16 protein-coding genes, 1 tRNA gene and 1 pseudogene are annotated in these 22,285 nt (G+C 46.4%); 8 read left to right on the forward strand and 10 right to left on the reverse strand.

Annotated features, from left to right (window positions below; all coding sequences use genetic code 11):
- Window positions 1-22 precede the first annotated feature (22 nt).
- From cobA to QUA07_RS06015, 4 genes are all read right to left on the reverse strand, one after another.
- Entirely contained in the window at window positions 23-832 is an 810-nt protein-coding gene (gene cobA, locus QUA07_RS06000; protein ID WP_333323366.1) for a uroporphyrinogen-III C-methyltransferase, read from the reverse strand.
- On the reverse strand, window positions 829-1,572 hold the full coding sequence (locus QUA07_RS06005; RefSeq protein WP_333295398.1) for a sirohydrochlorin chelatase: 744 nt from the start codon (window positions 1,570-1,572) through the stop codon (window positions 829-831). Before QUA07_RS06005 ends, cobA begins: the two co-directional genes overlap by 4 nt.
- A gap of 278 nt (window positions 1,573-1,850) precedes the next feature.
- On the reverse strand, window positions 1,851-2,534 hold the full coding sequence (locus QUA07_RS06010; protein WP_333295397.1) for a manganese catalase family protein: 684 nt from the start codon (window positions 2,532-2,534) through the stop codon (window positions 1,851-1,853).
- 196 nt (window positions 2,535-2,730) lie between these two features.
- Window positions 2,731-4,260 (reverse strand): serine/threonine-protein kinase, encoded by a 1,530-nt coding sequence (locus QUA07_RS06015; RefSeq protein ID WP_333323369.1) that lies wholly within the window; start codon window positions 4,258-4,260, stop codon window positions 2,731-2,733.
- Window positions 4,261-4,933: 673 nt separating this feature from the next.
- On the opposite strand from QUA07_RS06015, the gene QUA07_RS06020 reads away from it, so the two are divergent.
- The 4 genes from QUA07_RS06020 to QUA07_RS06035 all read left to right on the forward strand — a co-directional run bounded on the left by QUA07_RS06020 (window position 4,934) and on the right by QUA07_RS06035 (window position 10,899).
- A tRNA-His gene (locus QUA07_RS06020) sits at window positions 4,934-5,006 on the forward strand.
- Between the two features lie 175 nt (window positions 5,007-5,181).
- Entirely contained in the window at window positions 5,182-9,486 is a 4,305-nt protein-coding gene (locus tag QUA07_RS06025; RefSeq protein ID WP_333323371.1) for an AAA domain-containing protein, read from the forward strand.
- On the forward strand, window positions 9,464-10,345 hold the full coding sequence (locus QUA07_RS06030) for a hypothetical protein (RefSeq protein WP_333323372.1): 882 nt from the start codon (window positions 9,464-9,466) through the stop codon (window positions 10,343-10,345). Before QUA07_RS06025 ends, QUA07_RS06030 begins: the two co-directional genes overlap by 23 nt.
- A 218-nt stretch (window positions 10,346-10,563) precedes the next feature.
- Window positions 10,564-10,899, forward strand: coding sequence for a XisI protein (locus QUA07_RS06035; protein ID WP_333323374.1), 336 nt, complete (start codon window positions 10,564-10,566; stop codon window positions 10,897-10,899).
- 71 nt (window positions 10,900-10,970) lie between these two features.
- On the opposite strand, the gene QUA07_RS06040 is transcribed toward QUA07_RS06035, so the two are convergent.
- The 4 genes and pseudogenes from QUA07_RS06040 to QUA07_RS06050 form a co-directional block, all read right to left on the reverse strand.
- Entirely contained in the window at window positions 10,971-11,234 is a 264-nt protein-coding gene (locus QUA07_RS06040) for a hypothetical protein (protein ID WP_333323376.1), read from the reverse strand.
- A 12-nt stretch (window positions 11,235-11,246) separates the two neighbouring features.
- Window positions 11,247-11,300: pseudogene (locus QUA07_RS30000) on the reverse strand (hypothetical protein); the annotation flags it as partial.
- 285 nt (window positions 11,301-11,585) lie between these two features.
- Window positions 11,586-12,341, reverse strand: coding sequence for a DUF3747 domain-containing protein (locus QUA07_RS06045; RefSeq protein ID WP_333323378.1), 756 nt, complete (start codon window positions 12,339-12,341; stop codon window positions 11,586-11,588).
- Between the two features lie 434 nt (window positions 12,342-12,775).
- Entirely contained in the window at window positions 12,776-13,768 is a 993-nt protein-coding gene (locus QUA07_RS06050; protein ID WP_333084536.1) for a ribose-phosphate pyrophosphokinase, read from the reverse strand.
- A 608-nt stretch (window positions 13,769-14,376) separates the two neighbouring features.
- Between QUA07_RS06050 and QUA07_RS06055 the strand changes: the two genes are divergently transcribed.
- The 4 genes from QUA07_RS06055 to QUA07_RS06070 all read left to right on the forward strand — a co-directional run bounded on the left by QUA07_RS06055 (window position 14,377) and on the right by QUA07_RS06070 (window position 19,199).
- A complete protein-coding gene (locus QUA07_RS06055) occupies window positions 14,377-14,835 on the forward strand; it encodes a GatB/YqeY domain-containing protein (RefSeq protein ID WP_333282125.1) in 459 nt (152 codons plus the stop codon).
- Window positions 14,836-15,259: 424 nt separating this feature from the next.
- Window positions 15,260-16,960 carry a serine/threonine-protein kinase gene (locus tag QUA07_RS06060; RefSeq protein WP_333323380.1) on the forward strand — a complete coding sequence of 567 codons (1,701 nt, stop codon included), beginning with the start codon at window positions 15,260-15,262 and terminating at the stop codon, window positions 16,958-16,960.
- Window positions 16,961-17,020: 60 nt separating this feature from the next.
- Window positions 17,021-17,728 carry a dethiobiotin synthase gene (gene bioD / locus QUA07_RS06065; protein ID WP_333323382.1) on the forward strand — a complete coding sequence of 236 codons (708 nt, stop codon included), beginning with the start codon at window positions 17,021-17,023 and terminating at the stop codon, window positions 17,726-17,728.
- Window positions 17,729-17,984: 256 nt separating this feature from the next.
- On the forward strand, window positions 17,985-19,199 hold the full coding sequence (locus QUA07_RS06070) for a M20 family metallopeptidase (protein WP_333323385.1): 1,215 nt from the start codon (window positions 17,985-17,987) through the stop codon (window positions 19,197-19,199).
- Between the two features lie 128 nt (window positions 19,200-19,327).
- Here QUA07_RS06070 and QUA07_RS06075 read toward each other — a convergent pair whose 3' ends face one another.
- Together QUA07_RS06075 and QUA07_RS06080 are read right to left on the reverse strand one after the other, a co-directional pair.
- Window positions 19,328-20,308, reverse strand: coding sequence for an aldo/keto reductase (locus QUA07_RS06075; RefSeq protein ID WP_333323387.1), 981 nt, complete (start codon window positions 20,306-20,308; stop codon window positions 19,328-19,330).
- Between the two features lie 469 nt (window positions 20,309-20,777).
- Window positions 20,778-22,169: a glycoside hydrolase family 10 protein gene (locus QUA07_RS06080; RefSeq protein WP_333323388.1), complete on the reverse strand. Its 1,392-nt coding sequence runs from the start codon at window positions 22,167-22,169 to the stop codon at window positions 20,778-20,780.
- Window positions 22,170-22,285: the final 116 nt, after the last annotated feature.

Below are 22,285 nucleotides of genomic sequence, written 5' to 3' on the forward strand. Positions count from 1 at the left end.
AAGATTTAGCAGTAAGGTGCGCTTATTCTACAGTCAGGGAAACTGGCCGACATCCAGACAATGTTTCATGCAAATTGACGACATTTCCGATTACGGCGATCGCAGGTGCTGCAAATCCGATCGCCTCAACTTGCTCTACAATTGTACCCAAAGTCCCGATCAATTCTTCTTGTTCCGGCCGCGTTCCCCAGCGCACTAAGGCTATGGGCGTTTCTGCACTCAATCCTGCATCTGTTAACTGGCCGATAATGTAAGGCAAATTGTGGATTCCCATGTATACTACAATGGTTTCGGAGCCACGGGCGATCGCCTGCCAATTTACTTCCGGTCGATATTTTCCCGCTGATTCGTGACCGGTGACAAAGGTGACAGAGGAACTGTACGATCGATGTGTTAAAGGAATTCCCGCATAAGCAGGGGCCGCAATCCCAGAAGTTACGCCGGGGACTACTTCTACTGACACTCCAGCTTTTACCAACTCTTCCATTTCTTCGCCACCGCGGCCGAAGATAAACGGATCGCCGCCTTTGAGACGAACTACGATCGCATTATCTCCAGCTTTTTCTATCATTAGTTGAGTGGTTTCGTCCTGCATTAACGAGTGACGCCCTTTGCGTTTTCCGGCATCAATTCGTTCTGCTTGGGGGTTGATTACTGCCAAAATTTGAGGGCTGACTAAAGCGTCGTAAATCACCACATCCGCGCACTCTAACAAAGCTTTTCCCTTCAAGGTCATCAAACCCGGATCTCCGGGCCCCGCACCTACTAAATACACTTTTCCTAAAGACATTTTTCTTGCTTCCTTTACCTCTTCTGTGCCTCTGCGGTTCATTTTTGAATTAAATTCCCAATTAAGTCTGCTAATTGTACACTGGCGCCTAGAGGATTTGCGAGATGAAGTTCCGCCGCAGGAAATTGCTGCTTTAGCTGTGCGACATTTTTGGCGATCGCATCTGTAATCCCTCCATTAAATAAGAAGTATGGCACAATTCCTATTTGCTGCTGTCCACCACGAACCAAACTCTCAATTTGCTCTTCCAAACTCGGCTTTACCGACCAATAAGCTGTCTGTACACCGAGTTTACTGGCGATTTCCTCAACTGTCGAGTTACCTCCGGGGCGACGGCTGCCGTGAGATAATAAAATCCATTTTGGCAATAGCAGATTGGGGAGAAAAGTCACCTCTTCCATCTGACTTTTTACCAATTTTGTTAAGCCTGCTTCCTGGGAACCTAAATGCGGGCGCAATGCAATTTTTAGCTTGTCACCAAAAGTTTGTTGGGCAATTTCCACCTCTGCCGGTATGTCTTCGGCGACGTGAACTCCCGGCAATAAAAATACAGGCAGGATTTGCAATTCTGTCAGTCCCAGCGACAGGGTACGTTCGCCAAAACTGCAAATTTGTTCGTGCAGCGGTGCGGGCCCTAGTTCTAAGGTGGCGGTTGCTACTGCGGGGAACGAGTCAGCCCAATTTTGAGACAGCAGTTGACCTAGGTTTTCCAAAGCTAGTTGCGGTCTGGGGTCACGGCTGCCGTGAGAAACTAATAAATAGGTCGATGATCGCAATTTCAATATGGATTTGATGTTAATGTTCGAGCCGAATTTCAAATAATTATAACACCCTTGGGTGCGTGACTTGAAAAATACTCAACCCTCAACCTGAAGTTTGCGAGTCACGCACCTCTAACAACTAAACCAAGGTACCCGGCTTAAAAATTACTTAATACTGGCTTAAATCTTCTAAGCCGCGCACCTTACAAAAGAAGGTGCGCGGCTTAAAAATTACTTAACACATTACTTAACACTGCGCTTAAATCTTAACTCGCCACGCAGGTAACACAACTCTCAAATTAACCTTTAGGAGCGGGATCGGCAATGTATTGGAAAGTAGGTTCTGAGTTCCAAGGGCCGCGTTCATCCTTGCCATTTGTGGACAAGTTAAAGTAGAGATCCACAGTGGAATCGGGCGGAATATTGCCGAACATCGGATCGGTGAGTTTACCCAGCGATTCCAGAGCTTTCATGAACATTTCAGTGTGAGAAATTTCGCGAGTCAGCAGAAACTGCAGGGTCTTTTTCGTTCCCATATCCGGTGCTAGTTTAATCAACTCTTCGTAGGTTTGGCGAGCTCCTGCTTCCGCACCGATATTAGCACGCAAATCGCGCACCACATCGCCACCTTCGTTGACATAAGCACCAGTCCAAGCTTGACCTTGGCTGTCCAACAAGTGCGGGCCTACACCGCGCACAGCAAACAAGGTGCTTTTATAAGCTTCTGTTTGGTCAACATTTTTGGTGTGCATTTCGATTAGTCTACCCACCATTTCTAAGTGGCTGAATTCTTCGAGCGCAATATCTTGAAGCATATCCTTAATCCCTGCATTTTCACAGTGGAATGACTGCACCCAGTATTGCAAAGCTGCTGTGAGTTCTCCTGTTGCTCCGCCAAACTGTTCTAGCAGTAATTGGGCAAAACGGGGGTTGGCTTCGTCTACTCTGACCGCAGACATTAATTCTTTTTTGTGAAAAAACATGGATCGGTACCTCTTTTTAGTTCGGTTGTTAAAGTCTGAAGGATTGCAGACTTTATCTGTGTTCGCCTTCAGAATCCATTGTGCGACAAACGATCGCACCGAGCCTCGGTCGATGGATACATCTAGCTCGACAAATTTCTCTGCTTTCAGGTAGAGTTTAAATATGAAATTTTACTTAGTGAGTCGGTAGACAAAATTACAATTTAGGAGCAGGATTATTGTCGCACTCGGTTAATTTTGCTGACAGGGCATCGAGATGCCGCAGCCACTGAATGCCGCCAACCCAACTGCGAGAGGGGAGGTGTCCGATTGGTGCTTGCTGACTAAATTTAATCTGCCCTAAAGTAGTAGCAGAATTGTAGGTTTGCCAGTTGACCCGATCGCAAAATCTGATATAGTCTCCCTTAACGCTTTCATAAATCTGCTTTTGGACGCTGAAGCCAAACCGACCTTGACTGTAGCGCAACCAAAGGCGATCAAGTGTTTGCAAATCTTCGCAGGGTAGCTGGTAAATGTGGCTAATTTCTAGCTGAGTTCCCGGTGGCTGGGAAAGAGATTGACACATCAAGCCCCAAGTTTCGCGATCGGCTTCTTTCCACTTTTTGTTTGACAAAAAATCACGCAGTTTGGTATAATCAACTCCCCGTGCAGAAATTATGGTTGGTTCGATATTTGAAGTAACAGATAAGGAAAAAGTTTCTGCGGAATTGGCGACGGCATTGGTCGGTAAAATTGGAGAATCCGGAGTTGGTAGCGCGGTGATATTGATTGAGTTATCGCTATTATTAAGAGCAGGATCGATGAGCTGCTTTTCGGGCGAAAGCAAATTTTGATGGCGAATATCTAAAGCTGCTTGGATATCGTCCAAAACTTCCGCAGCAAAACTGTACCGCTGATTGAGATGAGTTTGCAACAATTTATCTAAAATTTCGCCTAACTCATCGCTAATACTCGTGGCTTTGGGGAGAAACTCGCGCCACCACCAGCGCTCGTTGTTGCAGTCGTACATATCCAAAGGAGGAACTTGCGTCATTAGGCGAATGCAAGTAACACCTAAACTGTAAAGGTCGCTAGCAGGAAATACTTTGCCGCGCATTTGTTCGGGAGCTACATAATCTTGACTGCCGATGAGCGTTGCGGGACGGAGTATCGCTGTATCAGTCAGCAGTTTTGCAATGCCGAAATCGATCAATACGAGTTTGTTGTCCGACTGTCGGCGGATAATATTTTCGGGTTTGATGTCGCGGTGAATGACGCGCTTGTCGTGGATAAATTGCAGCACGGGCAATAAGTCTTGCAGCACTTGCCAAATTTGATTTTCATCGTAGACACTCTTGTCTAATTCTTGTTTAAGAGTCGCTCCATCTATAAACTCTTGAACTAAATAAATATGACCTTCTTGTTCAAAGCAGGCTAATAATGTGGGGATTTGCGGGTGTTTTCCGAGTTCGTCTAAACGGACGGCTTCTTGGCGAAATAATTCAACGGCTTTGTTGAAAATTTCGGGGTCGCGGTCGTAAAAATAAAATTGCTTGACTGCACAGCGGGGTACAGAGGGGATGTCTTGATCAATTGCTAGGAACGTTTTACCAAATCCGCCTCTACCTAAGAGTTGAATAGGGCGATATCGCTGTCTCAGCAACAGGTTAAAGCCGCAGTTTAAGCAAAATTTGGCGGTGTTGGAGTTTTGAGGATTTTGACATTCTGGGTTGATACAGTAGCTCATATCGATTTTAGATTTTAGATTTGGGATTTTAGATTTGGGATTTTAGATTGCGGACAAGACTTTTTTTTAAACGAACCGCGAAGACGCGAAGCGGCGCGAAGGAATAGGGAAAAGAGAAGAGAGAGAAAAGGGATGGTGGATAAGTCATGCTGTGTGGGATAAGCTGTCCCGCTTCTGGCGTTGTATTTTTCGGGCGGGCGGGACACCCCACAAGCATTTCATCTGAGATGTTGCACCATTCTCAATCAGGCTTTTAGGGGCGGGCTAGAAGAGCCCACCCTAAAAGAAATTCATTCTTTGTGGAACAGGCCGGAAAGCCTGTTCTTAAAAATGGTGCCAGAGGTGAGTTTTATCAATCAGGACTGTAAAATGTAGATGCGCCTGGGCTGATAAAGCTATTTTAATGCGCTGGATCGAATCGGGACGCTGCCCGATCTGCCGAACCCACGCCGCATGAGTGCTAGAGGCGAGATAATTGCCGTTGGCGAAGCCCTCGAAGAGGCTCGCACAGGCCGATTCCAAAGAGCGAAAATTGTGCTATAGTCTTACTGTGCTTGGAACTTGAGGCACAATGGATCTGTCCGGTTCAGGGACGCTCAGAAATATTTCAAAATATTTTTGCCTTACCCCTAGACTTGTGCTGAGATCTGATGCTATAGTTAAAACTGATACGGCGAGCGTAGCCAAGTGGTTAAGGCAGTGGTTTGTGGTACCACCATTCGTGGGTTCAAGTCCCATCGTTCGCCCTTTTGATTCTCAACTGTTTAATTATATCGCCCGTCGCCTGTACGGTAATTTGCGATGGTCTTAGGGTGTGCAATGCACACCTTAATCTTTTTTGGGATGTAGCTGTTCTGTCGGCACAAGTTCCGATGTGCTAATCTTAAATCCAATCTAAAATCTAAAATCTAACATCAAAATATGCCATCTTTAGTAACAGAAGATTGGGGATATAAATTTAGTGGCGATCGCACAATTAATAAGTTTATTCGAGATATAGAAGGAGAAGCGGCTTTAGGGAAATATTGCGATTGGGAATGCAGAGAACGTGCGGAAATTCTGATGTCGGAGATTGCTGGCAAATCCCACAATCTTTTCTACGTGCGTCGCCAAAAGGTAAATGAGAGATTTTCGGAAGAAGAAATCTGGGAATTGCTGCTTGCTACGGATGGAGATGATTTTGAATTACCCCAATTGTTGCAAAAAGCTGATCGCACTTTGCGGTTGTTAGCAACTGTACGCTGTGAAGACGGAATCGGCGGTTTGAAACTGCTGGATGCTGGTTTGGTGGCGGTTCCCAGAGGAAGGAAAGATGGGTATGCTTTGCCGGTGCAGTTGCGACTTTTGGCTAACAGTCGGTCGCCAATTCCTGTAAAGTCGATCGCCCGCGTCCAACAAATGCCATTTTGGGACAACAGACACATACCAACTACCGAACAACTAAAAGTTTGGCACACTTTTTTAAATGTGGAAAAACGCATCGCGGAAGCGCGTCAATTTTGCGTACCTTTTCGCGGCCATAATTACGGTTCCGGCTTTAAAATAGTCACTTTTGAAATTGATCGTAATTCCGCAACTCTTGACGGCTACGAGGAAAATCCCTTAGAATTGGGCGACTTTCGCGACAGGCTAAAAAAAGCCAGAAATGAAGAGATTATCCTGTTTGATTCGCCGCCCGGAAGCAGAAGCAGCCGCGATGGAGAGACATTGGGTAGCATCGCTGAAATTGACTTTGAACATGGTAAATTACGCATTAAGTTAGATATTGATTTAGGAGTTCGCATGGCGGGTGGCAGATATCAAATGCCCAAACAAGGATTCTTGTATTTTGAGGCGGCGGGCGATATCAGTCAGATCGAACGCAAGAAAAAAGCTTTAAAAATGCTGACAGATGGTCGCGCTCAAAATCCCTATTTGAGTGAGTTTTTATTCGACTCTTCTCAGGCGAGAATGCCCGAAAAACTGATTAAATTGGATCGCGAAAACTTATTAAATCGCAATGCTAATGAGGATCAACTTGCCGCTGTAGAAACCGTGCTTTCGGCGCGGGATTTAATTTTGATTCAAGGCCCGCCGGGAACGGGCAAAACGACTGTGATTGCGGAGATTTGCTATCAAATTGCCCGTCAGGGTGGTAAAACGCTCATTGCTTCGCAAGCAAATTTGGCTGTAGACAATGCTTTGAGTCGGTTAGTGCACAATCCGGCGATTCGGGCTTTGCGGAAGGGAAAAGCTCATAAGGTGCAGGAAGAAGGGCAGCCGTTTTTAGAGGAAAATGCGATCGGCACTTGGCTGCAAAATACGGCGACAGACTGCGAAGAAAAGCTCTCGCAGCGCCTGACTAACGTCAAATCTTTGCGGCAGTTGGTCGCAGAATCCGAGCGATTTACCGCCTACTGTGCCGCAGAGAGAGATTTTTTTAATGAACTCAAACATCTGCACGACAGTAAAGCCAATCTTGAGGAAAAGTGCAGCCAGCCAGCAGCAGATTATGAGCGGATTTTAAACGAAAAAAGCGATATTGAATCTCTAGTTAGTGGGCTAGGAAATTTGCTGGATGCGCCGAATGTCAACTGGGAATCTCCAGAAGTTGCCGAGTTTATGCCCCGACTAAAACCATATTCGGAAGGCAATGTTTTAGTAGAAAACTTTATGGCAAATGTTCGCATTGCCGCCAGCTATGCTACTCAAATAGGCTTCGATCGCCCTGCTTGCGGCGCGTTTGGGATTGCGGTTTGGCTGCAGGAAAATGTAGCAGCGCAAATATCGGAATTTAAGACAGCATTCGATCGCGCTGATGATGTTTGTCGCGCCATGTCGGCGGTTGCGGAGTCGTTGCGGGTTTCCCGCCAGATGTCTGAGGCTTTGAATCAACTCGAATTGGGCGATCGGCAAAATCAGACACACCGCCACAATCTCGAACAGAAAATCAAGAATTTGGAACTGCGAAAAGCTGAAATTGCAGCCGTTGTCGTCGCCGTTGCACAGTGGATTGAGACGGCAGATACGGGACTTTATGAAGTCGTGAAAACTTGCTGGGAAACGGGCGCAATGCTCACGGATGATATGGTAGAATTGCCGGCAGGATTGCTGAAAATTGCCCGATCGCTCAAATTGCCGATCGTGCCGCCCAAATGCAAAATCAATTTGCCCGATTTGGATCGGTTGCAAAAGGCGATATCCCACGAAGAAAGCGCAGGTTTTAAGGACATACAAGGGCAACAGTTCCGGTTTAGCGAGTTTCTGCACTTAAATTTGAGTCAAACGCCGATCGTGCTCTCTGCGGGCGATCGTACACAGTGGCAACAACTCGCCAAAGACTTCGCCAGCTATTCCCAAGTCAGCCAAAGTCAGCGCAAATTTATCATCGAAAAAGCTCGCACTTTCTTAGGCAGCATTCAACAATTTTATAGTGAATCATTGCACCCAAATCATATCCAGGCTACCTTCGATCGCCTAGTCAAAGAATTGCTGCACAGTATCCTCGCAAATGCCCGTCAGTGCGTGGTTCCCCTGAAAACCGAAACCGAACAGCAACTTATCAAACAGCAACAATTATTAGATAAAATCGGTCAAACCTTAAACCAGCAGCAAATATCCGCCGCTAAACTTCAGGTAGAAACAGCGCAGCAAGAGGCAAACTTAAAAATTAGCGAAGTTACTAATTTGTTGCAAGCAATTGTCCAACAGCCAAACGTCCCTGCAAAATTGCGGATTTTATCCGAACAATATCTCGCCCAAAAATCGAATATTTGGGAGCAACCGCAGCAGTTTGTCAAGCAAGTTGAGGCTTGGAAAGCAAGCACGATTCAGCTTGAAAAATCCATTGCTGACTTAGATCCTTTTGGGGTTTTGGAAACCATCAAAAACACTCTTGACGAGGATTTATCCCCGCTGCAAATTGCGGCTGCAACTTCGCAGCAGCAACTCGCCGAACTTCAAGCAGAATTGAGCGAAATTACCGCTCAACTGCAACAGCAGCAACCGACAGCAGCATTACTTGTTGAGAGAAAGTGGTGGGAGTCAGCATGGCAAACTATCCCGCCTCAATATCAGCCAGAAGTTCCGAATACAGGATTATTCACCGTAGCTTTTTTAAACAAAATTAAGCGTTTATTCAAAACTTGGGAACGGAAATTAGAACAAGAAGAAACAGCACTAAATCGCTCTCAAAACTTTGTGACAGATTGGATTCAAAAACTCCGCAATCCATCAGAAAAAGACCGCAACGATTTAAAGCAAATTTATATTGACAATGCCAACGTTATCGGCATTACTTGCGTGCAGGCTGCTAGCTTCGATTTTACTAAAAACTTTCCCAGCTTTGATGCAGTCATCATTGACGAAGTTAGCAAATGCACTCCCCCAGAGTTATTAATTCCCGCTTTGAAAGGCAGAAAGTTAGTATTAGTGGGCGATCACAGGCAATTGCCGCCGATGTTTAATCAAAGTACGATCGACGATATTGCCGAAGACATCGGCTGTACCGGAGACGAACTTAGCTTTATCAAAGAATCGCTGTTCAAAGTTTTGTTTGAAAATGCCAGCGACAGCATCAAAAAAATGCTGACAACTCAGTATCGAATGCACCCACAAATCATGGGCGCAATTAATCAGTTTTACCAGCAAAAACTCAACTGTGGCATTCAGGAAGCTGACACCAAGCGCGCCCACAACCTCGCAGGTAGAATCATTCAAGAAAATAATCACATTCTCTGGGTGAAAACGCCCATTGGACAAGGATTTGAAGAGGAAAAACAGGGTACTTCGCGGTTGAATGTCAAGGAGATTGATGCGATCGAGCGTTTGTGCGAACAAATGGAGATAGCTTGGCGGTCCAAAGTTGCTGACGGTGAACCGCCAAAAGAAATCGGAATTATCACTTTTTATGCTGCTCAATTAAATGCAATTAAAGACAGAATCGAAGGCGAAAGATTCCCTGCTTTGAGCATCCGCACTGGTACAGTTGACATATTTCAAGGCATGGAAAGGCCTGTAATTATTGTCAGCACAGTGTGCAATAATGTTAGGGGCGATATTGGATTTGCTAAGGAACCGGAACGGGTGAATGTGGCATTTTCCCGCGCTCAAGAATTGCTGGTAGTTGTCGGGTGCCACGATTTATTTACCCAACAAACAGGTACAGTGGGAAAAATGTATCAGGAAGTTTCAAAAACAGTGCGTCACTGCGGAGGTTTTGTAGATGTTTCTAGCGTCCTCAACTAAACCAATAGACTCGAATTTAAGTTCGCTAGCCGAACAGATTGAGCAACAAAATCCGGGTTTGTCAGTGTTGGCGGCGCGTCAATTCCGCTTTGCAATCCGGCAAACTCCGCTGGAGGTGGCGATTAGCGAACCGCGCGAGTTTAATGTGTTGGAAGAGTTCATTTTGCGGGCGGGCGTTGAGTTTGAACCTGCGCCAACTTTGAAGGAATTGGCGGATTTGCTGGGGTTGGACGAGATTTTTGTGAAGACTACGGCGGCGACTCTGGTTAGTTTGGAAAGCTTGGAGGTGGCTGAAAATGGAAAAATTGCGATCGCCCAGCAAGGCAGAGATTTTTTCGAGAAAGGTGCAGTTAGTCGATCGCAAATTCAATCAATTTACGCCATTTCCGATCCGCTGAATCAAACTCTTACCTTTAAATTCGATGCTTTAGCCGCAGAATCGGTCAACTTACCAGATTTAGCCGATTTAGTCTCGCTCGAACATAAAATTAGCGACCTTGCGAATTTAAGTCTAGCAGAAATCCAGCCGTTAATTCAAGATTCCGGCTTAGGAATTCACGCCCCACAAAACGGCAAAATTGTCTCTGCTTGCGATGTCGTCGGCGACGATTTAGATATTTGGCAAACAGTCTCGATTTTTGTGTTGCTAGATGCGATAGAAAATAAAACCACTATTCAAGCCAGACAGGGAAAACAAATATTAGAAACAGCTTCAAACTTGCTAAACGAACTTGAATCGCAACAAAAACTTTTCTTGAACGACTTGTGTAAAGTAACCCCAGACATCGCACAGCAAGCATCAGAGACAATCCCCGTCCAGAAAACTCCTAAAAAGCCATCTAAGAAGAAACCCAAGTAAACGATATGATAAGCACTACACTCCTGATTACGAACTGGTTTGTATTGAAGACTTTAGTCCAGATTAACTGATATCTTGCACCCTTCTCAATTACTTGTTTAGGAACGGGCAAGATGCCCGTTCCACAAAAGTTGATTTTATTGTGAAACGGGCATCTTGCCCGTTATTAACAAGAGTACAACATATAAGTATTAACCAACAAATGAAGTAATTGTACAATGGACAAACTAGCTCAATATCGTCAATACGTTCAGATATTAATCACCCGTTATGCCGAAGAAGATGTTTCTGATCATGAAGTCGAAGTGCAACTAATTTTAGACACAGAGCGAGATCATTATCAGTGGATGAATGTCGGCTGGGAACACTTAACCCGGATTTATCAAACCTTCATTCACATTGACATCAAAGATGGAAAAATCTGGCTCCAACAAAATTTGACCGAGGAAAATCCTGCGGAGGAATTAGTTGCAATGGGAGTACCGAGAGAGGATATTATTTTGGGATTGCAACCGCCATACAAACGGCCATATACTGATTATGGTGTAGCGTAAAATGTCAAGCTAAAAAAAACAAAATACTCAGATAGCCGACTTCGCAAAAGTTGTCGGGTATCTACTTTTTACTACTGAGCCTTAACGCATTTCAGCATTCGCAAAGTAGCGGCCTCCGCGTAATTGGGTTTTGCTGAATCATTCGGAGAAAACCGATCGCCAATTTCGTTAATAGCGGCAGCAACAGAACAATCAGAAAACATTTGAGTAAAAATAGAAGCAACCCAATAATTCTGAGTGTATGAAAAAGTTTTAGACGGTTTTTTAGCAATTAAATCCCGGTTCATTCCCCGGGCAGAGAAACCAAATTCCGCCGCTCGACAGAGCATCGCCATCAATTCAGCGCGAGTGACGGACTGCGTAGGTTTAAAAGTTCCATCTTGATAGTAGCTAACTATCTTGTTTTTTCGCGCAAATAGAACTTTTCAGGCACTCCAGCGGAAAATATCAACATCGCTATAGGGACGGATAGAAACATTGCTAGGAAATGTGATATAGCATCTTGTACTCCTTTCCAGGATTCCAATACTAAAGATACCAATTGCTCTCTGGTAACAGCAAGTTGCAGTCGAAAGGTATTATTTTGAGAAAACCGGGATACAAACCCAAAGCCCACAGCTTCTTTAATTTCGGAAGCGTAGATATCATCGGTAGCTATCTCCGAGTTGTAGAAAAGCCAGTATTGCCTACGGTATTGGTATTTCCTGCGGTATTGGCTGCGGTATTGGTATTTCCTGCGGTATTGGCTGCGGTGATGGCTGCGGTATTGGCTGCGGTATTGGCTGCGGTATTGGTATTGGTATTGGTATTGGCTGGGGTATTGCTTCGGTATTGCCTCCGGTATTGCCTCCGGTATTGCCTCCGGTATTGCCTCCGGTATTGCCAATTTCTTCCGGTGCGGATTGATTGGTAGTGAAATAAAAGTGACCTAATGTGCGGCCTTGATAAGCTCTTTTACTCAATCGCCAAGCAGGATCGAGAGTGATTTTCATGAAGTCGTTAACATCGCCGTTTGTGCGACCGATAATCACCGATTTACCTTGGTAATCTACCGGAGTTCCCATTAGAAGAACATTGCCATCAACAATTTCCAAGCTTAGGGTGTATTTTAATGCTAAATCTGTGCCTGCCATGCGAATTGAAAAGCCGTTGCTGTCTGTTGCGCGACCACAAATACCGGTGAAATCAAAACTAACTAATAAGGGATCGACTTTCACGGGATTAGAACCACTTTCGCTCCAGCATTTTCGCGTGTCAGAGACTTGTTCTAGAATTAGCAATTGGTAGCCGCCGAAAGGGCGGGGTTGGGCGATGACAATTACTCGGTCTTGGTTAATGTCGGTTTCGTCAAAAGTAAATGCTTTAGCCGAACCGATCGCCCCAAGTGTTAAAATTGCTGAACCTGCCAGTGCGGCCACTGTTCGTACAAGTGAATGTTTCATGATTTTTCCCTATTGGCTCCTTATGGTGATGAGACTTATCTAGAATATAAAAAAGTCGCCCTCTTCCAACAACAAGATAGAATTTTACCATCTCTTGTTCCGGTGGTACCAAGTGCGATCGATCGCAGATCGTCACATTGGTTCGTAGTGAAAACTCAACTCTGAGCGAATTTTATGAGGACTTGAGTCCTCCCTACAAAGTTATAAGCGTTATTTTACCGAGGAACTTGATAAGCTGTTCGACCTCTAAATTGTATTTTCCGGGCGGGCGCGACGCCCACTCCACAAGAATTTGATGGGACTTGAGAGTAAAAGTTAGATGAGACTGGGCTGATTACTTGCGGGAAACGATCGCACTCTTCACAAAAAAAACGGTGCGTTACACTCTGGTTAACGCACCCTAAAACAAACAATTCAAAAACTGTCTTTGCCCTCTAGCGGAACATACTGCTAACAGAACTATCTTCGTGAATCCGCCAAATAGTTTCTCCGAGCAAATTGGCTACCGAAAGCACCGTCAACTGCTGAAAACGGTTCTCTTCAGGCACAGGAATTGTATTCGTAACAATTACCTCTTCCAAAACCCCGCTAGACAAACGCTCGATCGCCGGAGGCGAAAACACCGCATGAGTAGCACAAGCATAAACCTGCCTCGCACCCTCGCGGCGCAACAATCGGGCGCCCTCAGAAATCGTGCCCGCAGTATCGATCATGTCGTCTACCAACACAGCAGTTTTGCCCCTGACATCACCGATAAGGTTCATCACTTCTGCCACGTTGTGAGCTTGGCGGCGCTTGTCAATAATTGCCAGGGGAGCATCACCAAGCTTTTTGGCAAAAGCTCTCGCCCTAGCGACTCCGCCAACATCCGGCGAAACCACAACAATATCCGTCAATTGCTTGCTCGCCAGATAATCTAAAAGCACCGGCGAACCGTAAACGTGATCGAAAGGAATGTCAAAATAACCTTGAATCTGAGCTGAGTGCAAATCCATCGCCAAAATGCGACCGGCCCCAGCTTCCGTAATCAAATTAGCCACTAATTTTGCAGTAATCGACTCTCTTCCGGCCGTTTTGCGGTCAGCCCTAGCATATCCGTAATAGGGGATGACGGCAGTAATTTGTCTGGCCGAAGCGCGGCGACAAGCATCGATCATAATTAACAATTCCATGAGGCGATCGTTTACCGGACAGCAAGTTGGCTGAATCAAGTAAACATCGCAACCCCGAATCGATTCTTGAATTTGAACGTAGAGTTCCCCATCAGCAAACCGCTTGCGAACCATCGGCCCCAAATCGATCCCCAGATAGCGAGCCACCTCTTGGGCGAGGGGAACATTAGCAGAACCGGAGAACAGCCGCAGACGGTCATGAGCGGAAACCGGCGGCTCGGGAAGCGGAAGCGGTAAAGTAGCAGAACGGATCACAGCAGGCCTCTTGCAGGACGTTTATTCCATCGCTATCTTACCATCTGAAACTAGAAATATTCAGCCAATTTTTTAAGAGATTTAACATTCGGGGCGGCCACAAGTGTGAAGTTAGGCGAATTGAATAGGACTTGCAGAAATATGTCCGAGAAATCGGGTTTCTACCCCACATTCGGCTCCCTTAACGGTCACAATCGGTTTTTACTTATTTTTATCCACCAATAAAACTATGAATTATACTTGAATACCGTACATTAACGGATTAAAAACTTTTTAAAGGCATAATTTATTACTGTAAAGATAGAGTTTTCTGCGTAATTATGCTGTGTGACACCCCCAGGGTGTGGAATCTGGGTTCTAGCGAACTCTGTACTGGCAGAAGTACGATCGCACTTGTGTCCCTGCGTCTAAAAATTCTGGCGTGAGTCAATTTGGGGCTGAGGCTGCAAGTGCAGCCACCCCAAATTCAGTCGAAAGCCCAAGGCATCCGGGTTCAATGCGATAAAAAAGCCACCAACAGGCAATAAACTGGAAAAATACTGTAAAAAAAGTTAAGAATCGGAGCATACTCCAGATTTTTGATATCGGGCAAAGCAAGGTAGAAATCGATGAGCTTAAGAGAACGCATTGACGAAGAAATCAAAGCAGCCATGAAGTCCAAGGACAAAGTTCGCTTGGAAACAGTTCGCGGCATCAAGAAATTTATTCTCGAAAAAGAAGTCAGCCTTCGTCCCTCCGGCCAAGAGACGCTGACAGAAGCTCAAGAAATGGAAATTTTGATGCAAATAGCCAAACAGCGCCGGGATTCGATCGAACAATACCGCAAAGGTGGCCGCGAAGATTTAGTGGCACAAGAGGAGGCGGAGTTAGCAATTGTTGAAGAGTATTTGCCACCCCAGATGTCAGACGAAGAGGTGAGTCAAGTCGTTGACGAAGTGATTGCTTCGGTTGGCGCTACTTCTGCAAAAGATATGGGCAAGGTGATGGGCAAGGCAATGCAGCAGCTTAAGGGCAAAGCAGACGGTAACAGAATTCAAGACATGGTGAAAGCAAAGCTTAGTCAGTAGTCAGTAGTCAGTAGTCAGTAGTCAGTAGTCAGTTGACAGTTGGCATTAGACAGTTGGCATTAGACATCTCCGATAAATCATCTCAAGCTTTATAGAGATGTATGGCTGAGGTCGAGGGGCGACAATTTATTAGAGCTAAGGTCAAAAAACCCGGTTTCTACGAAAAATCGTGCATTTCTCCCTTGAGATATTGACGCAGAAACCGGGTTTTTGATCGGATCTGCGGGTTGCAACCTGTGTATTTTCGTGAAAAAACCCGGTTTGTGACCATCCGGGCGTCCAAGAATGTCAAAAAAATGTAAAATACTAACTTTGGTCGGGACTGGGGACTACAGATAGTGAAGTATGCTCAAGAGCATTAAAGACCTAGCATTACTAAGTCTGTGAGCGATCGTCTATTTTTTAACAGTTTCTACTTAAACTTATGCAGCCACCTATTGCTATTGGAACTCTCCTACAAAACCGCTACCGCTTGGTGAATATTTTAGGTCAAGGAGGATTTGGCCGGACTTATTTAGTAGAAGATTTGGGACGGTTTCAAGAACGCTGCGCCCTGAAGGAATTGATTCCGGTGCAAAGCGGGCCATACGTTTTGGAAAAATCGAAGGAATTGTTTCAAAGAGAGGCGGCAATACTTTACCAAATTGGGCACCCACAAATTCCCCAGTTTCGGGCAATATTTGAAGAGAACCAGCGTTTGTTTTTAGTGCAGGATTACGTGGAAGGAATGACTTACCGCGAACTAATGCTCGATCGAACTTCAAAGGGTCGCAGCTTCACTGAAGCCGAAGTCTTGGTATTTATCCGGCAAATGCTGCCGGTACTCGCTCACATCCACGCCCGCGGCATCATCCACCGCGACATCTCCCCAGAAAATATAATTCGGCGCGAAAACGACCAAATGCCTGTGCTGATTGACTTTGGAGTGGTGAAGGAACTCGCCACCAAAGTCCAGTCTCCCGAAGGAACAGCCCACGCGACAACTGTCGGTAAAATCGGCTACGCGCCGATGGAACAGTTGCAAAGCGGGCGGGCAACAGCCAGCAGCGACCTCTACGCTTTAGCCGTAACGGCGATCGTCCTGCTGACAGGCAAAGAACCGCAGGAATTGCTCGATCAAACAACGCTGCAGTGGAATTGGCAGCAGCAAGTGCAAGTGAGCACGGGTTTGGCTTTGGTGCTGAATCGGATGTTGAGCCGGTCTCCGGGCGATCGATATCAATCTGTCAGTGAAGTCGCCCAAGCACTCGACACCCAAACTAATCCTAAGCCTAGCCAGCCAACTGTACCGCCCGCGCCGCCAGCAGTTGTGCCGACAAACCCTTCGCTAATAGCAACGGTGGCCGTGGGCAGACCGCCAGAGCCCGCCGCCCAGAGTTCCCACCCCCAAAAAAACCAGCCAGACCCGTTAATTGAGCCTGCTGCCGACACTTTTTGGGACAATCCCATTGCTGCGATCGGACTGCTGGCGGGCTTAGTAATCTTGACGGGCTTCGGTTCCTGGGCTTTAGTCGGCTCATTTCTCAACAATTCGCGCCCCAAACCCACTCCGACAGCGCCAGCACTCATAAATCCCACGCCGACACTAACTCCGATACCAAACCCGCTACCTTTGCCAACCCCAACCCCGCAACCTTTGCCAACCCCAACCCCAGAACCTTTGCCGGAACAAACCCTAGAACCTTTGCCAGAACCAAGCCCAGAACCTTTGCCGGAACCAAGCCCAGAACCTTTGCCGGAACCGAACCCAGAACCTTTGCCGGAACCGAACCCAGAACCTTTGCCGGAACCAAGCCCAGAACCAAGCCCAGCGCCAACTCCGACACCAAAACCGACGCCAGCGCCGGCTCCAGCGCCCAAACCGACCCCCAAACCGGCGCCCGCACCAACTCCCGCACCCAAACCAACTCCCGCGCCGTCCCCAACACCCGCACCAACACCCGCACCAACACCCGCACCGTCGCCGGAACCGGCCCCAACACCCGCACCGTCGCCGCAACCGGCTCCAACTCCCGCACCAACACCGGAACCGGCCCCAACACCCGCACCGTCGCCGCAACCGGAACCGGAACCCGCGCCGTCACCGGAACCAGCACCAACACCCGCACCATCGCCAGAACTCTAAACTTCTGGCAAAATTCCCCTAGACTGAGGTTGATGCCAATTACTTGTTAGCTATTTGCCAATGAACTCGCTGCTAATTACTGGAACTGATACCGACGCGGGCAAAACTGTTTTGACCAGCGCTCTGGCTGCTTATTGGCAAATGTATTTTCCCGATCGTAGTTTGGGAATTATGAAACTCATGCAAACGGGAACGGGCGATCGCGAACTCTACACCCGTTTGTTTTCCCTCGACCAATCCCCCGAAGAACTCAATCCGGTGCACTTTGATGCGCCTCTAGCACCGCCAATTGCTGCGGAACGGGAGGGGAGACGTATCGAACTCGAAAAGGTCTGGACGGCGTGGCAAAGCCTCTCTGAGCGCAAGGATTTTGTGTTGGTGGAAGCTTTGGGAGGGCTGGGATCGCCTGTAACGCGGGAACTGACTGTGGCAGATCTTGCCAGGGATTGGCGGCTGAGGGGGGTTTTGGTAGTACCTGTGAGGTTGGGGGCGATCGGGCAAGCTGTGGCGAATGTGGCTCTCGCCAGACACACTGGTTTTAAGCTGAGAGGAATTGTGCTCAATTGCGTTAAAGCTTATTCCGAACAAGAAATTGCCGATTTAGCGCCCCCTGATTTGATCCAGTCCCTGACTCAAATACCTGTGTTGGGTATTTTGCCGCATTTAGATGACCCGACTGACCTTGCTAAATTAGCTAAAGTTGCTTCAGATTTAGATTTAGAGCAGTTACTGCCAGGGGTTAATTTAGTTGCTCAGACTTCTAAATAACCCTATTCTAAACACCTCTATTTCTCATTCTTCTCTTCCTCTGCGTAGTCTGCGGCCTCTGTGGTTCATTTAAAAAAAATCTCCTGCACAACTGGGATAGGATTGAAGAAGATTTTATTTTAACCGCAGAGAGCGCAGAGAGCGCAGAGAAAGAGAAAAGAGAGTTTCACAAATTATTCATGGTTGCTATAATTAGTGATTACCATTTATCAATTGATTAAATCTAAAACCTCATCAAAAAAAAGGAGAATAAAACATGGTTTCTACTTTACCGAATTTAACGTCTGTCGATTTATCTCAATTGCGGCTGGAGATTAGAAATTTGCAGCCTCAGCTAGTCGAATGGCGTCGCCTTTTGCACCAAAAGCCGGAGTTGAGTTTTGATGAAAATTTAACGGCGCAGTTTGTATCGCAAAAGTTGCAGGAATGGGGAATAGATCATGAAACTAATATTGCTAAAACTGGTATTGTCGCAACTATAGACAGTGGCAAACCGGGGCGGGTTTTGGCAATTCGGGCGGATATGGATGCTTTGCCGATTCAAGAGGAAAATGAGGTGGATTATCGATCGCAGCATGATGGAATTATGCACGCTTGCGGTCACGACGGCCACACTGCGATCGCCCTCGGTACTGTTTGTTATCTCGCAAAGCACAAACACAGCTTTTCGGGTAAAGTAAAATTTATCTTTCAGCCCGCTGAAGAAGGGCCAGGGGGCGCAAAACCGATGATTGAAGCGGGAGTTTTGAAGAATCCTGATGTTGATGCGATCGTCGGCTTGCATTTGTGGAACAATCTACCTTTAGGCACTGTAGGCGTCCGCAGCGGCGCGCTGATGGCGGCTGTCGAAGTTTTTGACTGCACGATTTTTGGCAAAGGTGGACACGGCGCAATGCCACATCAGACTGTGGACTCGATCGTAGTTACAGCCCAAATTGTCAGCGCTTTGCAGGCAATCGTCGCGCGGAACATTGACCCGATCGACTCAGCGGTAGTAACTGTCGGCAACTTCCACGCAGGCCACACCCACAACGTGATTGCAGACACCGCTCAAATCGGTGGCACGGTGCGCTATTTCAACCCAGCATATCAAGGTTATTTTGCCAAGCGAATCGAGCAATTAATTGCCGGAATTTGTCAGAGTCACGGGGCAAATTACCAATTAGATTATTGTTCGCTTTATCCGCCAGTTATTAATGATTCGAGAATAGCTGAATTAGTGCGCGGCGTTGCAGAGTCAGTTGTCGAAACTCCTGCAGGAATCGTTCCCGAATGTCAAACAATGGGCGGCGAGGATATGTCGTTCTTTTTGCAAGAAGTGCCAGGTTGCTATTTCTTTTTAGGTTCAGCAAATCCTGAGAAAAACTTGGCTTACCCCCACCATCACCCGCGCTTTGATTTTGATGAAACTGCGCTGGGGATGGGTGTAGAAATGTTTGTGCGCTGCGTCGAAAATTTTTGTGCGATGTAAATCAGGCTTTCAGGGGCGGGCTAGAAGCCTACCCCACCACAAAATTTAGTTTTTCTAGAACAAGCAAATTCATGTCTTGTGGAACAGGCATCTTGCCTGTTCATGAGAATGGTACAACATATCAGATATTACCGAGTTTGAAAGATATTCTGCACCATTTTTTTATCTACACTTGCCGCCGCCTTATCCAATTCGGCAATCTCCCCGGAGTCTAACTCCCAGCCCAAAGCACCAATATTATCCCTCGCCTGTGCCGCAGATTTCGCCCCCGGAATCGGAATAGTTTCTTTGCAGATGCACCAGTTGATTGCTACCTGCGAAACAGTCTTGTTTCTGAATGTCGCTATTTCTCGCAAACACTCCAAAAGCGATCGCATTCCCGGAAGTAGCTGCTTGCACGCCAAACCTCGAATACCTTTAGGAAGAGAGCCGTTTTCGGAATATTTACCCGTCAGCAACCCCAAGGCTAGAGGACTGTAAGCAATCAATTTTATCCCCAATTCATCGCAAACATCTTTTAATCCCAGTTCTGTGACCGGATAGGTAGAAAGTAGCGAATATTGTACTTGTAAAGTAACAATAGGAATTTGGCGATCGCTAAATCTTTGATGCACCCATTTCAGCCGTTTCGGCCCGTAATTAGACAAGCCCACTCCCTTGACCAATCCTTGCTCGTAAAGGTCAGCCAAACCATCTAAAAGAGCCCCCTCTTGCCAAGGAGCGTAATTAGCTGTAGACCAGTGCATTTGCACCAAATCTACATTTTTTCCGAGGCGCGCCGCAGAGGCTTTGCAAGCCGATATCATTGATTGTCGCCTCAGTCTCCAAGGATAAGCCGCCAGTTTTGTCGCAATACAAATACTGTCTTTGTTTACACCTTGATATTGTTGAGAAAACTGCCCCAAAAGCTGCTCGCTGCGTCCATTTAATTTCCCTGTTCCGTAAGAGTCGCCGGTATCGAATAAAGTGACGCCGTTACTAACACAAAGATTGAAAACCGCTTGCAATTCCTCGTCCATACTTTCATTGTAGCCCCAGAGCAATCTGTTGCCCCAAGCCCAAGTGCCGCAGCCCATTTTCGGTAGTAAATTTTTTTGATTAGTTTGCATTTTTATTGATGGTAATTGTTGGTAATATGGATATTTTATAGGAACATAACTAGGTATCCCCTAGGCCCCAGTAGAGCTGTTTCATTCTGCCACCGGCCGCCAGGGACTCAAGTCCCTGTCTAATAGCATAAGTCGGTTAAAACCGACTCAAATAGTGATCTCAATTTTGAAAATTAGAGTTACACATATATTCTGCGCTCACTCTATACAAAAACAGCTTTGATAGAATTGCTACAGTCGTCTTTAGACGACTTCAGCTATGAGACAGGGGTTTAAACCCCTGTCGGACTGTCGGACTAATTGCACACCCTACAAAATTACTAATGATATCAAATCCGTTAGCATCGGAATAGTAAATTCCAGTTCACTGTTCACGGCGTTGACTGTTCACTGTCAACCGTCAACCGTCAACCGTCAACATCATTCCGGTGTAACCGGAAATGATATGACTGATGACTCTTTAATTCTTTTACGTGGTTGGCGAGGGCGAAGGTGGGCTGTTTTTGGTAGGTTGCTCTGGCTTAGCTTTGGGGTCTGGTTTTGGTGGCGCAGGCGGAGGGAAAGTCGCCGCGCGTCTGGGTATTTGTAGCGCTGTTCGGAATGCAGAAGACGGGAAGAAACCGCTAAATTGAGAAAGTCGGACTGCTAGAGGTTCTGGTGCATATTCCCACAAGCTTTCGTAGTAGAAGAAAGCGGCGCCTAAGCCGTATTCTTGGACTGCTTGCACCTGAGATTTAATTTGCTCAATCGGTACGGGGCTATTTCTCAAACCTGTCATAATCCCAACTCCGGTGGGGATCTTTTGCTGTGCTTCTTGCATTTCTGGACGGTTAAGCTTGTCTACAAATGATTCTAGATTGGAACGGTAGACTTGCACGATTAGCTCGTCGGCAATATCCAAACGCACCCAAGTCAGCCAATCTTGCAGGTGATGTTTGTAAGCAAAGTCGTAGTAATTGGGAGAAATTGAGAAAATAGCATTGGGTTTGACTGCTTTGACGGCTTGATTTAGCTGCGACATAAAAGCGGTAATTTTATTGGCTCGCCACCGCACCCATGCTGGATTTTGAAAATCTTTTGGCGGAGCTTTTTTTGTTTCTTTGGTATACAAAGCAACTGTGTACTCATCGTATCCAAATTCAGACGGCAAACTCATGTGATCGTCAAATTGAATGCCGTCTGCGTTATATTTAGTGGTGATTTCTAGTACGAGTTTGGTAATGAATTGCTGCACTTCTGGATGAAAGGGATTGAGCCAAACTACTTCGCCACCTGCACCGATTGATGTTTGGCTGCCGTCCTGTTTTTGTGTCAGCCAATCGGGATGATTTAAGGCTAATTCTGAGGTGGGAGGAGCCATGAAACCAAACTCAAACCAAGGAATTACTAGCAGGCCTTGGCGGTGAGCTTGAGCGATCAAATCTCCGATCATATCCTGTCCCTCTAACCCTCTGTAAATAAAGGGTTGAATGTCTTTTTGCTGCGCTACATCGCTGGGATACATTGCATAGCCAGAATTCCAGACAACGGGATAGATTGTGTTGAAATTTAACCGTTTTAGTTGGCTGACAGCATCTCCTAGTTTGCGACGATCTCTGAGGATGTCTTTGTCGTTTGTCGTCATCCAAACGCCGCGAATTTCCTGGCGGGGTTGCTGGGCGATCGCCGGAATGAAGTTGTTCGCCAGCAATACTATAATGAATGAGAGGGCAAACAGAAGCGGGAAAAGAGTTTTAATCGATCGCTGCCAACTGCGCGGAATGATGCGTAATGTCATAGTTTTGAATGGTGAGTTAGCTATTGAAACACACCCTGGCATAATTTGCTGATAAAATTTGCTCGCTCTACAGTCTACAGCCATTTGCGCTGAATGTGGAATCGGTTAACTGAAATGGGTATTGATGTGATGCGATCGCAACTGAGCTCAGTATAATCTCGGAGACAGATGGTAAGTGACAGCATTCTGTCTAACTCCTG

Source organism: Microcoleus sp. T3_A4, assembly GCF_036700465.1.
Classification (GTDB): Bacteria; Cyanobacteriota; Cyanobacteriia; order Cyanobacteriales; family Microcoleaceae; genus Microcoleus.

Excerpts from the sequence above, each read along its gene's own strand:
- cobA (WP_333323366.1), bottom strand. The coding sequence starts at position 832 with ATGAACCGCAGAGGCACAGAAGAGGTAAAGGAAGCAAGAAAAATGTCT.
- QUA07_RS06010 (WP_333295397.1), bottom strand. The coding sequence starts at position 2,534 with ATGTTTTTTCACAAAAAAGAATTAATGTCTGCGGTCAGAGTAGACGAA.
- QUA07_RS06015 (WP_333323369.1), bottom strand. The coding sequence starts at position 4,260 with ATGAGCTACTGTATCAACCCAGAATGTCAAAATCCTCAAAACTCCAAC.
- QUA07_RS06025 (WP_333323371.1), top strand. The coding sequence starts at position 5,182 with ATGCCATCTTTAGTAACAGAAGATTGGGGATATAAATTTAGTGGCGAT.
- QUA07_RS06030 (WP_333323372.1), top strand. The coding sequence starts at position 9,464 with ATGTTTCTAGCGTCCTCAACTAAACCAATAGACTCGAATTTAAGTTCG.
- QUA07_RS06035 (WP_333323374.1), top strand. The coding sequence starts at position 10,564 with ATGGACAAACTAGCTCAATATCGTCAATACGTTCAGATATTAATCACC.
- QUA07_RS06040 (WP_333323376.1), bottom strand. The coding sequence starts at position 11,234 with ATGGCGATGCTCTGTCGAGCGGCGGAATTTGGTTTCTCTGCCCGGGGA.
- QUA07_RS06045 (WP_333323378.1), bottom strand. The coding sequence starts at position 12,341 with ATGAAACATTCACTTGTACGAACAGTGGCCGCACTGGCAGGTTCAGCA.
- QUA07_RS06055 (WP_333282125.1), top strand. The coding sequence starts at position 14,377 with ATGAGCTTAAGAGAACGCATTGACGAAGAAATCAAAGCAGCCATGAAG.
- QUA07_RS06060 (WP_333323380.1), top strand. The coding sequence starts at position 15,260 with ATGCAGCCACCTATTGCTATTGGAACTCTCCTACAAAACCGCTACCGC.
- bioD (WP_333323382.1), top strand. The coding sequence starts at position 17,021 with ATGAACTCGCTGCTAATTACTGGAACTGATACCGACGCGGGCAAAACT.
- QUA07_RS06070 (WP_333323385.1), top strand. The coding sequence starts at position 17,985 with ATGGTTTCTACTTTACCGAATTTAACGTCTGTCGATTTATCTCAATTG.
- QUA07_RS06075 (WP_333323387.1), bottom strand. The coding sequence starts at position 20,308 with ATGCAAACTAATCAAAAAAATTTACTACCGAAAATGGGCTGCGGCACT.
- QUA07_RS06080 (WP_333323388.1), bottom strand. The coding sequence starts at position 22,169 with ATGGCTGTAGACTGTAGAGCGAGCAAATTTTATCAGCAAATTATGCCA.